This is a genomic window from Arthrobacter sp. NPDC057259 (assembly GCF_042668995.1).
Taxonomy (GTDB): Bacteria; Actinomycetota; Actinomycetes; order Actinomycetales; family Micrococcaceae; genus Arthrobacter.
This window is the reverse complement of sequence record NZ_JBHUYA010000001.1, coordinates 707,828-722,860: the sequence shown is the minus strand read 5'-3', so window position 1 is coordinate 722,860 and position 15,033 is coordinate 707,828. Positions and strand designations below refer to the sequence as shown.

The following is a 15,033-nucleotide window of genomic DNA, read 5'->3' as shown; positions in this document are numbered from 1 at the left end:
GAAGCGGGCGGTGCCTGTGCAGCGTCCGGTGTCGGGGGCTAGCCGGCCTCGGCGCCGTCCCAGGCGACGTGCACCCAGCGCTGTCCCTCGTCGTCCCAGGATTCCGAGTGGCCCAGCAACGCCAGGTCCTGAAAACTGACCTCGATGCCGTCGCGCTGCAGGGTGTCACGGAGTTCGTTGGTGGCCTCGCGGACGGCGGACGTCACCGCCTCCGGGTTGTCGGACTCGATGGGGCGGGACGCTTCATAGGGTTTCGTCATGGGACCCATCATTCAGGCTCGGCGCGGATAAGGGAACAGCTGAAGGACCAGCGCCGTCCCCGATCAGCCGGGCGCCGTTGTCCCAGCACACGGCCCGCAGCCAGGCGTCGTCGAGCCGCGGCTCCCGGTCCCGCAGCCGTTCCAGCGCCTCCAGCTGGTGGGCGTAGGGATAGGGGATGTTGGGGAAGTCGCTGCCCAGCACCACCCGGTCACCGAGGTCCGCCAGCCGGGGGAGCAGGCCCGCCGGGAACGGGGTCACGGACTCGAAGAAGTCGGTGAAGGCCATGGTGGTGTCCAGGTGGACGCCGGGGTAGCGGTCGGCCAGGTCCAGGAACTCGGCGTACTCCGGGGCGCCGAGGTGGGCGACGACGGCGGTCAGGTCCGGGTGGCGGCGCAGCACCCCCTCGAGCTTGTCGGGGCCGGTGAATCCGTGCCGGGGGACGGGGCCGGAGCCGACGTGGATGACGACGGGAATGCCGGCGTCGGCCAGGAGTCCCCAGGCCGGGTCCAGGATGGGCTCGCGCAGGTCGAAGCCGCCCACCTGGGCATGGATCTTGAAGACCCTGGCACCACGGGAGAGGGCCCGCTCCACCTGTCCGACCACGCCCTCCTCCGGGTAGAAGGTCGCGCTGGGGACGCAGTCCGGCTCGGCGGCGGCGAGGTCCAGGGCGAAGTCGGTGAGGTCCGCCGCCATGTCCGGCCGGTGCGCATAGGTCAGGGCGGTGAAGCGGCGGACGCCGAGGGCGCGAAGGGTGGCGAGCCGCTGGTCCTGCGCGGTGCGGTAGGTGATCGGCCAGGGCCGGCCGACCAGGGGGCCGGCCTCGTCGAAGTGGGCCCAGACCCGGCGGAGCATCCGTTCCGGGAGGAAATGCGTGTGGATGTCGATCAGGCCGGGCAGGCCCAGCCGCTGCCACCAGGCCTGGACGTCGGCGTCGGTGAGCGCGGCCGGACCGTGCCCGCCGCTCACTGCCCGGCTCCTTCCGGGGCATGGGACCGGAGGAAGCGGGCCACCGGTTCCGCCAGCCCCGCGCCGATCTGGTCCGCGGGGCGCTTCCTGCCGGCTACGGCGAAGGAGTGGTCCCCGCCGTCGACCCACTGCACCTCGGCGGAGGGCCCGATCCGGGCGGCAACCGTGTCCAACAGGTTCCCGGTGGCGAAGGTGTCCCGGGTGCCCTGCAGGAACAGCATGGGCACGCTCACGCCGTAAAGGTGTTCGTCCCGGAGCTTCTCCGGCTTGCCGGGCGGGTGCAGCGGGTAGCCGAGGTAGACAAGGCCGGCCGCCGGCATCCCCTCGGCCACCGCCATGGACGCCATCCGGCCGCCGAAGGACTTCCCGGCCGCCCAGACCGGCTCGCCGGTGGAGCGTTCGCGTGCGGCAGCCATCGCGCCCCGCCACGTTGCGATGGCGACCGGCGGGCGGTCCGGGAACTTCCGCCCGGCCTCCCGGTAGGGGAAGTTGAAGCGCAGGGTGGCGACGCCGTCGTCGTTCAGGGCGGCGGTGAAGCCGGTCATGAAGGGGTGGTCCATCCCGGCGCCGGCCCCGTGCGCCAGCACCAGCGTGGCCACCGGGTGGTCGGGCCGGGCATAAACGGCGGACACCGCGGTGCCGTCCACGTCGATGCTCAGCGCCTCCTCAACCACGGGCACCTGCCGCCCGCGTTCCGGGGACCAGGGCCCTCAGCGCCCAGCCCGCGGCGCACACCAGGGGCACCGCGGCGGCCATCAGGACCACCGGGTTGGGTCGGAATACGCTCCGGCCATCGCGGCCGCCCGCATACACTCCCAGCGGCAGGACAAACCCGCCCCCGCCTCCGCCGGCCCCGCCGGGTTCCTCCCCGGATGCCGGCGCGCTGCCGCCGCCGAACCCGAAGGACACCAGCGCCACGGGCACCACCCGCTCTCCCGCGAGCTCGATCGGCTCGCCGTACGCCCGGGAGACCCCCACCGTCTTGAATGCGTCCGCCAGGGACGCCAATGCCTCAGCCATGGAAGCCACCCTAGCCAGCGGCGGCAGCCGGAGCCAGACGCCGGGCCGCGGCTCCCGTGGCGACCGGACCGGCGGCGACGCGTTCCCGGCGGGTGTCGCCGGGACCGGGCGCGGGGTAGCCTGCCCTCATGGCAAGGGAAGAGACGATGGTGACGGTTCCGGGTCCGCACGGCGAGCGGGAGGTCCGGATTTCCAGCCCGTCCCGGCTGGTCTGGCCCGCCGCAGGTGTGACCAAGCTGGACCTGGCGCGGTTCATGATCGACGTCGGCGAGGCCTTCCTGGCCGCGAACGGGGACCGGCCCATCACCCTGCAGCGTTTCTCCGGCGACGTCGACGGCGAACAGTTCTTCTCCAAGAATCCGCCCAAGGGGGCGCCGGACTTCGTCAGGTCGGTGCCGGTGGTTTATCCCAGCGGACGCTCCCACCCGCAGCTTGTGATCGACGAAGCAGCTGCCGCGGTCTGGGCGGTGCAGATGAACACCGTGGTTTTCCACCCCTGGGCGTCGCGGGCCGGGAACCCGGACAACCCGGATCAGCTCCGCATCGACCTGGACCCGCAGCCGGGAACCTCCTTCAGGGACGCCGTCCCCGCCGCCCGGGAGCTGCGGAAGGTCCTCGCCGACGTCGGCCTGGAGGCCTTCATCAAAACCTCCGGCAACCGCGGGTTGCACGTGTTCGCGCCGATCGAGCCGGACCACGAGTTCCTGGACGTCCGGCATGCCGTGATCGCCGCGGCCCGTGAACTGGAGCGCCGGATGCCCGAGCAGGTAACCACCGCCTGGTGGAAGGAGGAGCGCGGGGAACGGGTCTTCATCGACTTCAACCAGGCCAACCGCGACCGCACTATGGCCGGGGCCTACAGCCCGCGGGCGCTGCCGGGGGCCACGGTGTCCTGCCCGCTGACATGGGAGGAACTCGACGACGCCGATCCGGCTGCCCTGACCGTGGCGACGGTGCCGGACCGGCTGCGGTCCGCCGGTGACCCCTGGGCCGGGATGCACGCCAACCCCGGCTCGATCGATGGCCTGCTCGGCTGGTGGGAGCGGGATGCCGAGGCCGGCCTCGGCGAGCTGCCGTTCCCGCCGGACTTCCCCAAGATGCCGGGCGAACCGCCGAGGGTACAGCCCAGCCGCGCCAAAGCCAAGGACTAACCGGCGGCCGCCCGCTTCCGCTCCAGGACCACGACGTCCCGCCCGAAGGACAACACCAGCAGGCCGAGTGCGGCCGCGACCGCAGCGGTCGCCGCGGCTCCCGGGATGCCGGGCACCAGGGCGAACAGCAGGGCCGCCGGCTGCAGCGCGCCGATCACCTTCCGGGCGGCCGACGGCGGCAAAGGTGCGCGAAGCGACGGCCGGACCCGGCCCGTGGCCTGGAACACGTAATACAGAAGCCCGGATCCGAGCGCCCAGACGCCAAGGCTGCCCGCCACGGCGCAGGCCAGTACCAGCGTCAGTGCCGCGTCGGTGGCGGTGTCCAGGCGGGCGCCGTCGGCCGAGGCGGTCCCGGTCCGCCGCGCCACCGGCCCGTCCACGGCGTCCAGGGCGAAGGCCGCCGTCCCGACGGCGAGCAGCGGCAGCCCCGAAGGGCCGCCGGTCAGCAGCCCCGACGCGGTGAGCGCGGCGCAGCAAGCCACCAGCACCGCCCGGGCCAGGGTGATCCGGTCCGCGGGGGTGCAGGACGGGACGGCCCGGCCCAGCAGGTTTGCGCCGGCTCCGGTCAGCACCGCCCCGCCGGCGCCCACCGCGAGCAGTGCGCCCCCGCCGACGGGAAGCGACGGGCCGGCGACCACGGCGACGGCACCGAGGTACGCCACGGCGGCCACGGAAACGTCGGCCACCGCCGGATGCGGGGCGGTCCGGAGTTCAGTCATGATGCGGCCATGGTATCGCCGTGGGCCGGTGCGGGGCCGCTGCCGTAATGCCCCGACATCCGGGCACCGTGAGCTCCCTGAGGTCTCTGCACCCTAAAGTCGCGCGCCCCTCGTTCGGTTCAGCCCGCCGTCGTCGCCCGTCCCCGACCGGCCCGGACGAACCCCGCGGCCGCCGCGACGGCCCCGAGGCCCTCGGCGGCGGCGCTGATCGACTTCTCCCAGAACCAGACCGGGTCGTACATCGCGGGGAAGGGACCGAACGCGGGGATATCGACGTACCGGTAGAGCACCACGGCGGCGAAGGCGCTTAGGGAAACGAGGAACGCGACGGCAAACGCCGCCCGGGAACCCCGCCAAAGGACGGCGACGGCGGCGAGCGCGGCGGCGGCCGCCTCGACGACAAAGAGCGTGCCCTGTCCGAGTCCCTGCGGCGAGCCGGCCTGGTAGCCGGGCGCCAGGTGAAGATGGACCCCGGCGTCGACGGCCAGGCAGCCGGCCGTCAGCAGCCGCAGGGCAAGGCCCCGGCTCCGGTGGCCGGCAACGCCCCGGTGTGCGGTGGCGCTCATGTGACCACCAGCGTTCCGTGCATGTTGGGGTGGAAGGTGCAGTGATAGGTGTAGGTGCCGGGCGTCCCCGGCGCGGTGAAGGTGGCCGTGCCGCCGCTGCCCTTGACCGTGACGTCGAAGGCGCCGCCCTGATCGGCGGTGACGGTGTGCGCGGCGCTGTCCGTGTTTGTGACCGTGACGGTGCTGCCCGCCGCCACCTCAAGGGTCGGGCCGTAGGCGAAGTTCTTGATGGTTATGGCGGCCCCGGCGGACGGTGACGTCGACGCGCCGGAAGAGGCAGTGGTGGCGGACGCGCCCGTGCTTGTTGAGGCGGCTGTGCTCGTCGAGGTGCCGGCGGTGTCCATCGGCATGGCGGCGCTCGCGGAGGTGCCGGACGGGGGAGCCGTGCCGCCTCCCGAGCCGCAGCCGGCCACACCCAGCACCAGGGCCGCGAGCGCAGCGACGACGCCACATTTTCTTCCGGTGACCATGACCCACCTCCGGCGAATCAGTTGACCTTAGCAACCCGCCTTAATTCTGCTCCTCATCGGTGCGGATGGCGCCGGGCATTTTGGCGGGTATTGCGGTGAGGGGGGCCGCCGCCGAGACGGCCTCGGTCCTAGCGTGACCCCGAGCGGGTGGCCTCCCACTCGCCGCGAAGGATCGAGAAGACTTCCTTGTCGTAGCGGGACCCGTCGAACACCCAGCTGCTGCGGAGCACGCCCTCCGAACGCATGCCGAGCCGCCGGGCGATGGCGACGCTGCGCAGGTTGTCGGTCCGGCACCGCCACTCCACCCGGGACATGCCGCGTTCCTCGAAGGCCCATTCCATCAGCAGGGCGACCGAGCGGGTGACGAGTCCGCGGCCCACCGCGCCGGGTTCCAGCCAGCAGCCGACCTCGCAGATGCCCCAGCCGGCGTCGAAGGCCACGAACATGACGCCGCCAATGATGCGCTCCCCGTCCCAGAGGCCGTAGATGCGGGCGCCGTCGCGGGCGGTAGCCGTGGCGTAGCGCTGCAGGGTGGCCCGGGCGCCCTCGACGGTGTCGGTGACGAAAGCCGGTCCCACCCAGGGGCGGATGTGGTCTCGGGCCCGGTCCATGTGCTCGGCGAAGGCCGGGGCGTGCCACGGCTCCAGGGGTTTCAGGACAACGCCGTCCCGGACGGCCGTTTCAAACAGTGAAGAAGGCATGCCGGGAGCTTAGCTGATAGGCCGGCGCGGTCAGGCGGCCTTGACCAGGGGGAGTTCATCCCAGTGGGTGGTGTAGCGGGGGGAGAGCATGTCCCGCCTCATGCTCCAGTCCGGTCCGCCCCGTATGCCGCCGAAGCCCAGTCCGATGGAGCCGCGGCCGTAGCGGCGTGTGATGTCCTCCACCAGGCTCCCGATGTGGCGTTCCTCGTGCGGATTTTCGAACGGGGACAGCGGTGCCTGGTTCCCGGTGGGCCGAAGGTCGGTGACCATGATGCCGGCCTTCGCGTACTTCACGCCGTCCACGATGCGCGGCAGCAGCGCATGCGCCGCCCGCGTCAGGATCACCGGATCCGCCGTCGGCATCGGCAGGACCACACTGACCGTGGGGAACGAGACGTCCCGGGCGTTGAAGTGCGAGGTGCCCGCGAACGCGGTGAGGAGCTTCGCCTGCAGTCCGTGCCGGGACAGCCGGGCGGAGGCCTGTTGCCCGTAGACGCTCAGGACCTGCCGGAACCCGGCTGCCGAAGTCAGCGGGGTGGAGAAGGAACGGGAGAAGATCAGTTGGTCCCGTCCGATGCGTTCCTCTTCCAACGGGATGCATGGGGTGCCCTGCAGTTCCAGGACGGTGCGCATCATGACCACGGAGAACCGGTCGCGGATCATCACCGGGTCCGCGCGGGCCAGGTCCAGGATCGAGTGGATGCCGAGGGCGTTGAGCCGCTTGGTCAGCCGGGTGGCGACGCCCCAGATTTCGATCACCGACAGGCTTCGCATCAGGCGCTCGCGGGCGGCGGCGGGCACGGACTCCCAGTGGCAGACGCCGTCGAAGGCAGGATTGTTCTTGGCCCACTTGTTGGCCAGCTTCGCCAGCGTCTTGGTGGGGGCGATGCCGACGCAGACGGGCACGCCGACGTTGCGCCGCACCGCCGTCTTCATCTGTCCGCCCAGCTCCAGCAGTTCCGCGGGGGTGCCCTTGACCCCCAGGAACGCCTCGTCGATGCTGTACACCTCCAGCCAGGCGGAGAATCGGCCCAGCAGTTCCATCACGCGGGCGCTGATGTCGCCGTAGAGTTCGTAATTGCTGGACAGGGCCACCAGTCCCCACTCCCTGGCCCGAGGGGCGAGTTTGAACCACGGCTCGCCGAGGGCAATCCCCAGCCGCTTCGCCTCGGGTGACCGCGTGACGGCACAGCCATCGTTGTTGGATAGCACGACGACGGGACGGCCCTCCAGTGCGGGGTTGAAGGCGCGCTCGGCGGAGGCGTAGAAGCAGTTGACGTCCACGTGGGCGATCTGGGGCAGCTGGCGCATCGGGGCGGGCCTGGCCATGACGGCGCCCTAGACCACGTGGAGGCAGCGCGTGGCGACGCCCCAGACCACGAGTTCGGACAGGGACGGCACCCTGATGTCCGGGTAAGCCGGGTTCTCGGCCTGCAGCACCACGCCGTTGCGGGTGATCCTTAACCGCTTGATGGTCAGTTCGCCGTCCAGGACCGCGACGACGACGGATCCGTCCACTGGGGTCAGCGCCCGGTTGACGATCAGTTCGTCCCCGTCGCTGATCCCGGCGCCCTCCATGGAGTCCCCGGAGACCCGGACCACGTAGGTGCTGGTGATGTCCTTGATCAGGTGTTCGTTCAGGTCGATGCGGCCGTCGAAGTAATCCTGCGCGGGCGAGGGATAGCCGGCCGCCACCGGGACCGGCGAGATCAGCACGGAGAGGAGGGAAGTGCCCGCGTCTATCACGCGGGGTCCGATAATTGCGCCCACAACACACCTTAGTTCGAATATATGTTCGAATCTAAGTGTAAACCCGGGGGCGGACACTGGACCGGGGGAAACCCTTCGGTAGTAGGCTTCGGGGGTTGGCCGCGCCGGGCGGCCCGCTGTTTGGGGGTAGTGGTGGCACGAGCACGTTGGCTGGCGGTTGTGGCTGTGGGAGCTGCCCTGTGCGGCGGGGCTGGGCAAGCCGTCGCGGCCCAGGATGTCGCGGCGCCGGCCGCCTTGGCGCCGGCGGAGGTGGTATCGACGGGCGGGACGCCGGTCGACGTCGTCGTTGGCCCGGATGGTACGGCCTACATCGGCGGCTACGACGGCCCCGGCGGGGTCCTGGTGATTCCGCCGGGCGAGCCGGGCCCTACGCGCCGGATAACGACCGGCCCCAACGTGGCCGGACTGGCTCTGGCGCCGGACGGAACGCTCTACGTGGCCCAGCAGCAGGGTGGCTCCGTCGGCGGGGCCGAGATCGGCGTCGTGCCTCCTGGTGCCGCGGCCGTCGCCCGGACCATCCCGGTGTCGAGGGGCAACCACCTGATTGCCGCCGGCCCTGACGGCACAGTGTATGTGCCGAACCCGGAGAACAAAACGGTGCTTGTCCTTGCCGCCGGGGGCACGGCGGTGGACCATGTCATCGGGGTCGGGGCGGGACCGGTGGAAGTCGCCGTCGGCGCGGACGGCACCGCCTACGTGGTCAACCAAATCGAGGGCACGGTCTCGATCGTTCCCGCCGGCCAGGCCGCGGCATCCCACACGATTCCCACCGGGACGGTGGCCGGCACCACGGAGAATCCCCACGGCATCGCCGTCGCCCCGGACGGCACGGTCTACGTCACGAACATCAGCACGAACAAGGTTGCGGTCATCGGGACGGGGGCGGACCGGGTGGGCTACACCATCTATGTCCCCGGCGGCCCCACCGAGGCGGCGCTCGGACCCGACGGGACGCTTTACGTTTCGAGTGTCCTCACCGAAGGGATATCGGTGATCAAGCCAGGCTCCCGGACCGTCGATTCCACCATCCCGACCGAGGGACGCCCCGGGCACCTCGCGGTGGCCCCGGACGGCAGCATCATCGCGGCGACGCCGGGCACCGGCCTGGGCAACGGGTCGGTCTCCCGCTACGCACCGCCGGCGCCGGCCTCTGCTCCTGCGGGCCCGGCCGGCCCCGGGCTAGGGAACGGGACAGGAGTCGGTAACGCGTTGGGGAATAGTGCCGGGCCCTCACTGTGGAGCTCGCCCGGCGTCGTTGCGGGTGCCGGCGGAGTGGCGGTGATCGTCGTCGCCGCCCTGGTGCTGTTGCTGGGCCGACGCCGTTCCCTCAGAGCCGACGGAGCAGACGGCGACGTCACCGCCGAACAGGCGTAGGCCTAGGCCGTCTCGATCCAGTAGCGGCGCTTGCCGTTCCGGGTGTCCTCGTAGGCGCCGCCGTTCTTTTCGATCGTGGCGCGGGAGCCCGCGTTGTCTTCGTCGCAGGTCAAGAGTGCCCGCTCGATTCCCAGACCGCGGGCGATCGGCAGTGCCTCCGCCAGTGCTCCCGCGGCATGTCCGCGCCGCCGCGCCGACGGGCGGACGCTGTAGCCGATGTGCCCCACCTCGTTGAGCAGGGACTCGTTCAGGTGGTGGCGGACCGCGAGTGAACCGACGAATTCGCCGCCCTCGACAATCCACAGATACGTGCAGGGAACGTAGCCGGGTTTCCGCGGAGTCTCCGGTCGCGCGTCCCGGCGCAGAGCCTCCACAAAATCGGCGAACGCGGCGGAACCCGCCAGGTCCGCGTCGGGCCGGTGCTCTATCCCGCCGCCATCCTGGTGCGCGCCGTCGAACTCGGCAAAGGCCTCCAGCCAGGAGGCGTGGTAGGTGGTGTCGGGTGCGGTAAGCCGGGCCATGCCCCGATCCTAGCCGGGCCGGGGTCTAACGCTGTGGACCCGTGCGGCTACTCGAAGCGGGACGGGTCGCCCATGCCGCGGCGGACCACCTCGGCGGCGCCGCCGGAGAAGTCAATCACGGTGGTGGGCTCCGCGCCGCACTCGCCGGAGTCGATGACGGCGTCGACCACGTGGTCCAGCCGCTCCTTAATCTCCCAGCCCTGCGTCAGCGGCTCCTCCTCGTCCGGCAGCAGCAGCGTGCTGGAGAGCAGCGGTTCGCCCAGCTCCGCCAGGATGGCCTGGACCACGGTGTGGTCCGGGATGCGCACCCCCACGGTTTTCTTCTTCGGGTGCAGCAGCCGCTTCGGGACCTCCTTGGTGGCCGGCAGGATGAAGGTGTAGCTGCCGGGGGTCACCGCCTTGATGCTCCGGAAGACGTCGTTGTCGATCTGGACGAATTGACCCAGCTGCGCGAAGTCCCTGCAGACCAGGGTGAAGTGGTGCTTGTCGTTCAGGTGCCGGATGGCCCGGATCCGGTCCAGCGCCTCCCGGTTGCCCAGCTGCGCGCCGAGGGCGTAGCAGGAGTCCGTGGGGTAGGCGATCAGGCCCCCGGACTTGAGCAGCTCCACCACCTGGGTGATGGAACGCGGCTGCGGGTTGTCGGGGTGGACATCGAAGAATCTCGCCATGGCATGAGCTTACGCCCGGCCGCGCGGGGCACATCCATTCCGGCCCGGGGGCTGTGTCGCGTTTCATTTGGGCCCGGATCGGTGCTACCCCTTGAGGGACAGCGCGCGACGGACGCACCGATGCAGCACCGACGAAGAGGAGTAGTACATGACTTTGCCCCGGGATGAAGACAGCTCACTGCGGCACTGGAGCGCGCGCCTGATCCAGGCCCTGCAGATCCTCGACCTGGAGGTGGACCACGAGAAGCTGGTGCAGCTCGCCGACGAATCGGTCAAGGCCGTGGGTCCGCACGCCGACGCCGTCAGCGCCTTCATCGTCGGCTTCGCCGCCGGAACGGCGTCCACCCACGGGCGCAAGAGCGTCGACGAGGCCGTCACGGCCGCCGCGGACAGGGTGATCGAGCTGTGCGAGCACGGCGAAGAGGGCGGCCCGGACGAAAAGGGCTGGACCAAACGGGCCCAGTAGCCCGCACAAAACGCACAGGCAACAGCCGGCAGGCCGCATCCCCGAGGGGACGCGGCCTGCCGGCTTTTCCGGAGAGATGCTAGGCGGACACCGTCGCGCCGGGGGCGTCGTGCAGGCGTCCCGGGCCGTCGGCCTCCTGGTCCGCGCTGGCCTCGAGCCGTACGATCACGGCCTTCGAGATGGGCGTGTTGCTTCCCTCCGCGGTGTGGTTCAGCGGCACCAGGACATTGGCCTCCGGGTAGTACGCTGCGGCACAGCCGCGCGACGTCGGGTACGAGACCACGCGGAACTTGCGCAACACGCGCTCCTCGCCGTCGTCGTGCACGCCGTGAATGTCCACATAAAGACCGTCCGCGAGCCCCAGCTCGGCGATGTCGTCCGGGTTGACGAACACCACGTGGCGGCCCTTCTTGATGCCGCGGTACCGGTCGTTGTGCCCGTAGATGGTGGTGTTGAACTGGTCGTGGGAGCGCATGGTCTGCAGGATCAGCGTGCCCTCGGGGCTTTCGACGTGTTCGAGGTAGTTCACCGTCAGTACGGCCTTGCCCGTGGGCGTGGCGAAGGTGCGCGAATCGCGGGGACCGTTCTCGAGGATGAAGCCGCCTTCCTGGCGGATCCGCTCGTTGTAGTCCTGGCAGCCGCCCACCACCCGGGAGATGTGGTCCCGGATCAGGTCGTAGTTCTTCTCGAAGCCGTCCCAGTCCGCCGCGATCCTGTCGCCCACCAGGGCCTTGCCCAGGCGGCTGAGGATCGCGGGTTCGGAGAGCAGGTGGTGGGAGACCGGTTCCACGCTGCCCCACGAGGGGTGCACGGCGCAGACGGTGTCCTCAACGGAAACGAACTGCTCGCCGGATTCCTGGATGTCGATCTCGGTCCGGCCCATCGTGGGCAGGATCAGCGCCTCGGCGCCGGTCACCACGTGCGAGCGGTTGAGTTTGGTGGAGACCTGCACGGTCATCTCCGTGCCGGCCATGGCGGCCTCCGCAGCGTTGGTGTCCGAGACGGCGGCCACGAAGTTGCCGCCCATCGCCATGAAGAACTTGATCCCGCCCTCGCGCATCTTGTTGATGGTTTCGACGGCGTCCACGCCGTGTTCGCGCGGCGGCTCGAAGTCGAACTCCTTGCCGAGCGCCTCCATGAAGGACTGCGGCATCTGCTCCCAGATGCCCATGGTCCGGTCACCCTGGACGTTGCTGTGGCCGCGGATCGGGGAGGCGCCGGCCCCGGGCTTGCCCATGTTGCCGCGCAGCAGCAGGAGGTTGATGATCTCCTTGATGGTGGCCACGCCCTTCTTCTGCTGCGTGACGCCCATGGCCCAGGTGATGATGACCTTGTCCGCCTTCAGGTACCGGGCGGCCAGCTCGTCGATCTCCTCGGAACGCAGCCCGGTGGCCTCCAGGACCTCCCGCTCGTCCAGCTGCGCAAGGTGTTCCTTCAGTTCGTCCAGGCCCTCGCAGTGCTCGGCCAGGAACGCGTGGTCCAGGACCGTCCCGGGGTTGCGGGTCTCGGCGTCGAGGACGCGCTTGGAGACGGCCTGCAGCAGGGCCATGTCCCCGCCGATCCGGATGTGCATGAACTGGTCCGCGATGGAGGTCCCGTGGCCGATCACGCCGCGGACCTTCTGCGGGTTCTTGTAGCGGTGCAGCCCGGCCTCCGGGAGCGGGTTCACGGCCACGATCTCGCCGCCGTTGTGCTTGCAGTTCTCCAGCTCGGTCAGCATGCGCGGGTGGTTGGTACCCGGGTTCTGGCCCATGATGATGATCAGGTCGGCGTCGGCGTAGTCGTCGAAGTTCACGGTCGCCTTGCCGATGCCTATGGTCTGGCCCATCGCCCAGCCGGAGGACTCGTGGCACATGTTGGAGCAGTCCGGCAGGTTGTTGGTGCCGTAGCCGCGCACCAGCAGCTGGTAGAGGAAGGCCGCCTCGTTGGAGGTGCGACCGCTGGTGTAGAAGGACGCCTCGTCCGGGGAACCCAGGCCGTGGAGCTTGTCCGTGACGATCCGGATTGCCTCATCCCAGGAGACGGGGCTGTAGTGGTCTTCGCCGGCGGCCTTGAACACCGGTTCGGTGAGGCGGCCCTGCATGCCGAGCCAGTAGTCGGACCGGTCGCGCAGTTCGCTGACCGAGTGCTCGGACCAGAACGACGACGGAATCACCAGCGGCGTCGCCTCCCAGGTGACGGCCTTGGCGCCGTTCTCGCAGAACTCGAACGCCTTGCGGTGGTGCGGGTCCGGCCAGGCGCAGCTTGGGCAGTCGAAGCCGTCCTTCTGGTTCATCTTGAGGACCGTTTTGCGGGTCCGGTTGGGACCCATCTGCTTGATCGCCGGCTCCATGGAGTGGTAGACGCCGGGAACTCCGGCCGCCCAGTGCTTGGGCCGGTCGCCGACCTCCAGGTCCTTTTCGTTCGGTTCCTGTACCTCAGGTGTCTTGCGAGCCACGACAACTTCCCTTCTGCAGACGCCGCCGTTAGCCCGGCGGCGGGCACAACTCCTCTACGCACCCTACCCGCCTACGTGAGACACGACTCTCAGCCGGACCGGAGCGCCGCGGGGAATCGGCGGGGGCGGCCTATTCGGCGGCGCGTTCGGCGAGCGTTGCCTGGATCTCCCGGCGCAGGACCTTGCCGATCAGCGAGCGCGGGAGCCTCTCCATGACCACCACCTGCCGCGGCACCTTGTACGCGGCCAGGTGTTCCCGCGCGAAGTCCCGCAGGGCTCCGGGGTCCACGGTGCCGCCGGCGTCGGGCACGACGGCGGCCACCACGTCCTCGCCGCCGCCGGGCCGGGGGACGCCCACCACGGAGACCTCCGCGACGCCGGGGAACCTGGCCAGGACGTCCTCGACCTCGGTGGGCGAGACGTTGAAGCCGCCGGTGATGATCAGCTCCTTGATCCGGTCCCTGATGGTCACGAAGTGGTCCTTGTCGACGGAGACGATGTCACCGGTCCGGAACCAGCCGCCCTCCAGCAGGGCCTCCTCGGTGTCCTGCGGGCGGTTCCAGTAGCCGGCGAAGACCTGCGGGCCGCGGATCAGCAGTTCGCCTTGTTCGCCGGGCGCCCGGTTGACGGCGACGTTCCGGGGATCGGCCACGCGGATGTCGGTGAGCGGGAAGGGGACCCCCACGGTGCCGGGTTTGCGGCTCGGGCCGAAGGGGTTGCCCACGGAGATCGGCGAGGTCTCGGTCAGGCCGTAGCCTTCGATCAGGTACCCGCCGGTGGCCTTTTCCCAGGTCTCCACCGTGGCCACCGGGAGGTTCATGGCTCCGGAGATGGAGTACCGGATGCCGCGCAGACTCACGCCCCGGCGCTCGGCCTCCGCGGCGAGCCGGTCGTAGATCGGCGGGACGGCGGGCAGGAACGTCGCCGGCGAGCGCCGGTGCGCCTTCAGGACCAGGCCGGCGTCGAACTTCGGGAAGAGCACCAGCCGCGCCCCGATGCTCAGCGAAAAGGTCATGCAGAGCGTGAGCCCGTAGGCATGGAACATCGGCAGGACGGCGTAGACGGTTTCCTTGCCGTCCTGGAGGCCGGGTACCCAGGCGCGGCCCTGCGCGGCGTTGGCCTGCAGGTTCGCGTGCGTGAGCATGGCACCCTTCGGTGCGCCGGTGGTGCCGCTGGTGTATTGCAGGACCGCCAGGTCCCCGGGCGCGGGCCGCTGGTGGCGCCGCTTGAGCCGCCCGGCGTCCAGCAGCCGGCGCCATGGCAGCACCTGCCGTTGAACGACGGCGGCCCGGGTTCCGCGCGCGGGCTTCCCGGCGGCCAGGGCGGCGCGTGCCTTCCGTGCGGAGGGCAGTGGAAGCCGCAGCGCCAGCCGTTTGCCCAGCGGCATGGCCGGGATCAGCTCGACCGACACCACGGTGCGGACGCCGATGTCCGCCGGCAGCCGCAGCACCCGGTCCACGGCCTTGTCCCAGACGATCGCGACGGTGGCGCCGTGGTCCTCGAACTGATGGCGCAGCTCGCGGTCCGTGTACAGGGGGTTGTGTTCGACGACGACGGCGCCCAGGCGCAGCACCGCGTAGAAAGCAATGACGTGCTGCGGGCAGTTGGGCAGGACCAGGGCCACCCGGTCCCCGGCGGCCACCCCCAGCTTCTGCAACCCGGCGGCCACACGGTCGATCTGCGCGCCGAGCTCCCGGTAGCTGGTCCGCGCCCCGAAGAACTCCAGCGCCGTCCGGCTGCCGTAGCGCCGAACGGACGCCTCCACCATGTCCACCAGCGACCCGGTGGGCAGCACCAGGTCGGCCGGAACGCCGTCGCTGTAGTGGGCGGTCCAGGGGCGGTCCGCCCACGGGAGGCCCGGCACCTGTGGCTCCGGGAGATTCTTCTGCTTCATGCCTGGTCCTTGCCGTGGGGAGGGGGTCCGGCCGCTGACGGGTCGGGGC

17 protein-coding genes are annotated in these 15,033 nt (G+C 70.5%); 3 read left to right on the top strand and 14 right to left on the bottom strand.

Annotated elements, in window-relative coordinates; translation table 11 throughout:
• Positions 1–38 precede the first annotated feature (38 nt).
• Genes ACFUCU_RS03450 through ACFUCU_RS03435 form a run of 4 tightly spaced genes read right to left on the bottom strand, consistent with a single transcriptional unit; the run spans position 39 to position 2,247 of the window.
• On the bottom strand, positions 39–260 hold the full coding sequence (locus tag ACFUCU_RS03450; protein WP_290257971.1) for a hypothetical protein: 222 nt from the start codon (positions 258–260) through the stop codon (positions 39–41).
• Entirely contained in the window at positions 244–1,227 is a 984-nt protein-coding gene (locus ACFUCU_RS03445) for an amidohydrolase family protein (protein WP_377970663.1), read from the bottom strand. Before ACFUCU_RS03445 ends, ACFUCU_RS03450 begins: the two co-directional genes overlap by 17 nt.
• Positions 1,224–1,907 (bottom strand): alpha/beta family hydrolase, encoded by a 684-nt coding sequence (locus ACFUCU_RS03440; protein ID WP_377970661.1) that lies wholly within the window; start codon positions 1,905–1,907, stop codon positions 1,224–1,226. Before ACFUCU_RS03440 ends, ACFUCU_RS03445 begins: the two co-directional genes overlap by 4 nt.
• Positions 1,894–2,247, bottom strand: coding sequence for a hypothetical protein (locus tag ACFUCU_RS03435; protein ID WP_377970660.1), 354 nt, complete (start codon positions 2,245–2,247; stop codon positions 1,894–1,896). Before ACFUCU_RS03435 ends, ACFUCU_RS03440 begins: the two co-directional genes overlap by 14 nt.
• A gap of 128 nt (positions 2,248–2,375) precedes the next feature.
• On the opposite strand from ACFUCU_RS03435, the gene ligD reads away from it, so the two are divergent.
• On the top strand, positions 2,376–3,398 hold the full coding sequence (ligD, locus tag ACFUCU_RS03430; RefSeq protein ID WP_377970659.1) for a non-homologous end-joining DNA ligase: 1,023 nt from the start codon (positions 2,376–2,378) through the stop codon (positions 3,396–3,398).
• On the opposite strand, the gene ACFUCU_RS03425 is transcribed toward ligD, so the two are convergent.
• The 6 genes from ACFUCU_RS03425 to ACFUCU_RS03400 form a co-directional block, all read right to left on the bottom strand.
• Positions 3,395–4,117: a CDP-alcohol phosphatidyltransferase family protein gene (locus tag ACFUCU_RS03425; RefSeq protein ID WP_377970658.1), complete on the bottom strand. Its 723-nt coding sequence runs from the start codon at positions 4,115–4,117 to the stop codon at positions 3,395–3,397. The genes ligD and ACFUCU_RS03425 overlap by 4 nt on opposite strands.
• A 119-nt stretch (positions 4,118–4,236) precedes the next feature.
• Positions 4,237–4,683, bottom strand: a complete 447-nt coding sequence (locus ACFUCU_RS03420; RefSeq protein ID WP_377970656.1) for a hypothetical protein — start codon at positions 4,681–4,683, stop codon at positions 4,237–4,239.
• Positions 4,680–5,153 carry a cupredoxin domain-containing protein gene (locus ACFUCU_RS03415; protein ID WP_377970654.1) on the bottom strand — a complete coding sequence of 158 codons (474 nt, stop codon included), beginning with the start codon at positions 5,151–5,153 and terminating at the stop codon, positions 4,680–4,682. Before ACFUCU_RS03415 ends, ACFUCU_RS03420 begins: the two co-directional genes overlap by 4 nt.
• Before the next feature lie 128 nt (positions 5,154–5,281).
• Positions 5,282–5,854, bottom strand: coding sequence for a GNAT family N-acetyltransferase (locus tag ACFUCU_RS03410; protein ID WP_377970652.1), 573 nt, complete (start codon positions 5,852–5,854; stop codon positions 5,282–5,284).
• A 30-nt stretch (positions 5,855–5,884) separates the two neighbouring features.
• Positions 5,885–7,183, bottom strand: a complete 1,299-nt coding sequence (locus ACFUCU_RS03405; RefSeq protein ID WP_377970650.1) for a Y-family DNA polymerase — start codon at positions 7,181–7,183, stop codon at positions 5,885–5,887.
• A gap of 9 nt (positions 7,184–7,192) precedes the next feature.
• A complete protein-coding gene (locus tag ACFUCU_RS03400; protein ID WP_364137493.1) occupies positions 7,193–7,624 on the bottom strand; it encodes a translesion error-prone DNA polymerase V autoproteolytic subunit in 432 nt (143 codons plus the stop codon).
• Positions 7,625–7,783: 159 nt separating this feature from the next.
• Between ACFUCU_RS03400 and ACFUCU_RS03395 the strand changes: the two genes are divergently transcribed.
• Positions 7,784–8,998 (top strand): hypothetical protein, encoded by a 1,215-nt coding sequence (locus tag ACFUCU_RS03395; RefSeq protein ID WP_377970649.1) that lies wholly within the window; start codon positions 7,784–7,786, stop codon positions 8,996–8,998.
• Positions 8,999–9,000: 2 nt separating this feature from the next.
• On the opposite strand, the gene ACFUCU_RS03390 is transcribed toward ACFUCU_RS03395, so the two are convergent.
• Both ACFUCU_RS03390 and ACFUCU_RS03385 read right to left on the bottom strand, forming a co-directional pair.
• Complete coding sequence (locus tag ACFUCU_RS03390) at positions 9,001–9,519, bottom strand: GNAT family N-acetyltransferase (RefSeq protein WP_377970647.1); 519 nt, start codon at positions 9,517–9,519, stop codon at positions 9,001–9,003.
• Between the two features lie 47 nt (positions 9,520–9,566).
• Positions 9,567–10,187 (bottom strand): L-threonylcarbamoyladenylate synthase, encoded by a 621-nt coding sequence (locus tag ACFUCU_RS03385; protein WP_377970646.1) that lies wholly within the window; start codon positions 10,185–10,187, stop codon positions 9,567–9,569.
• Positions 10,188–10,335: 148 nt separating this feature from the next.
• On the opposite strand from ACFUCU_RS03385, the gene ACFUCU_RS03380 reads away from it, so the two are divergent.
• A complete protein-coding gene (locus tag ACFUCU_RS03380; RefSeq protein ID WP_377970644.1) occupies positions 10,336–10,653 on the top strand; it encodes a DUF6457 domain-containing protein in 318 nt (105 codons plus the stop codon).
• A gap of 79 nt (positions 10,654–10,732) precedes the next feature.
• Here the strand turns inward: ACFUCU_RS03380 and ACFUCU_RS03375 are convergent, their stop codons facing one another.
• Complete coding sequence (locus ACFUCU_RS03375; RefSeq protein WP_377970642.1) at positions 10,733–13,090, bottom strand: FdhF/YdeP family oxidoreductase; 2,358 nt, start codon at positions 13,088–13,090, stop codon at positions 10,733–10,735.
• A gap of 130 nt (positions 13,091–13,220) precedes the next feature.
• Positions 13,221–14,984: a long-chain-fatty-acid--CoA ligase gene (locus tag ACFUCU_RS03370; RefSeq protein WP_377970641.1), complete on the bottom strand. Its 1,764-nt coding sequence runs from the start codon at positions 14,982–14,984 to the stop codon at positions 13,221–13,223.
• Positions 14,985–15,033 lie beyond the last annotated feature (49 nt).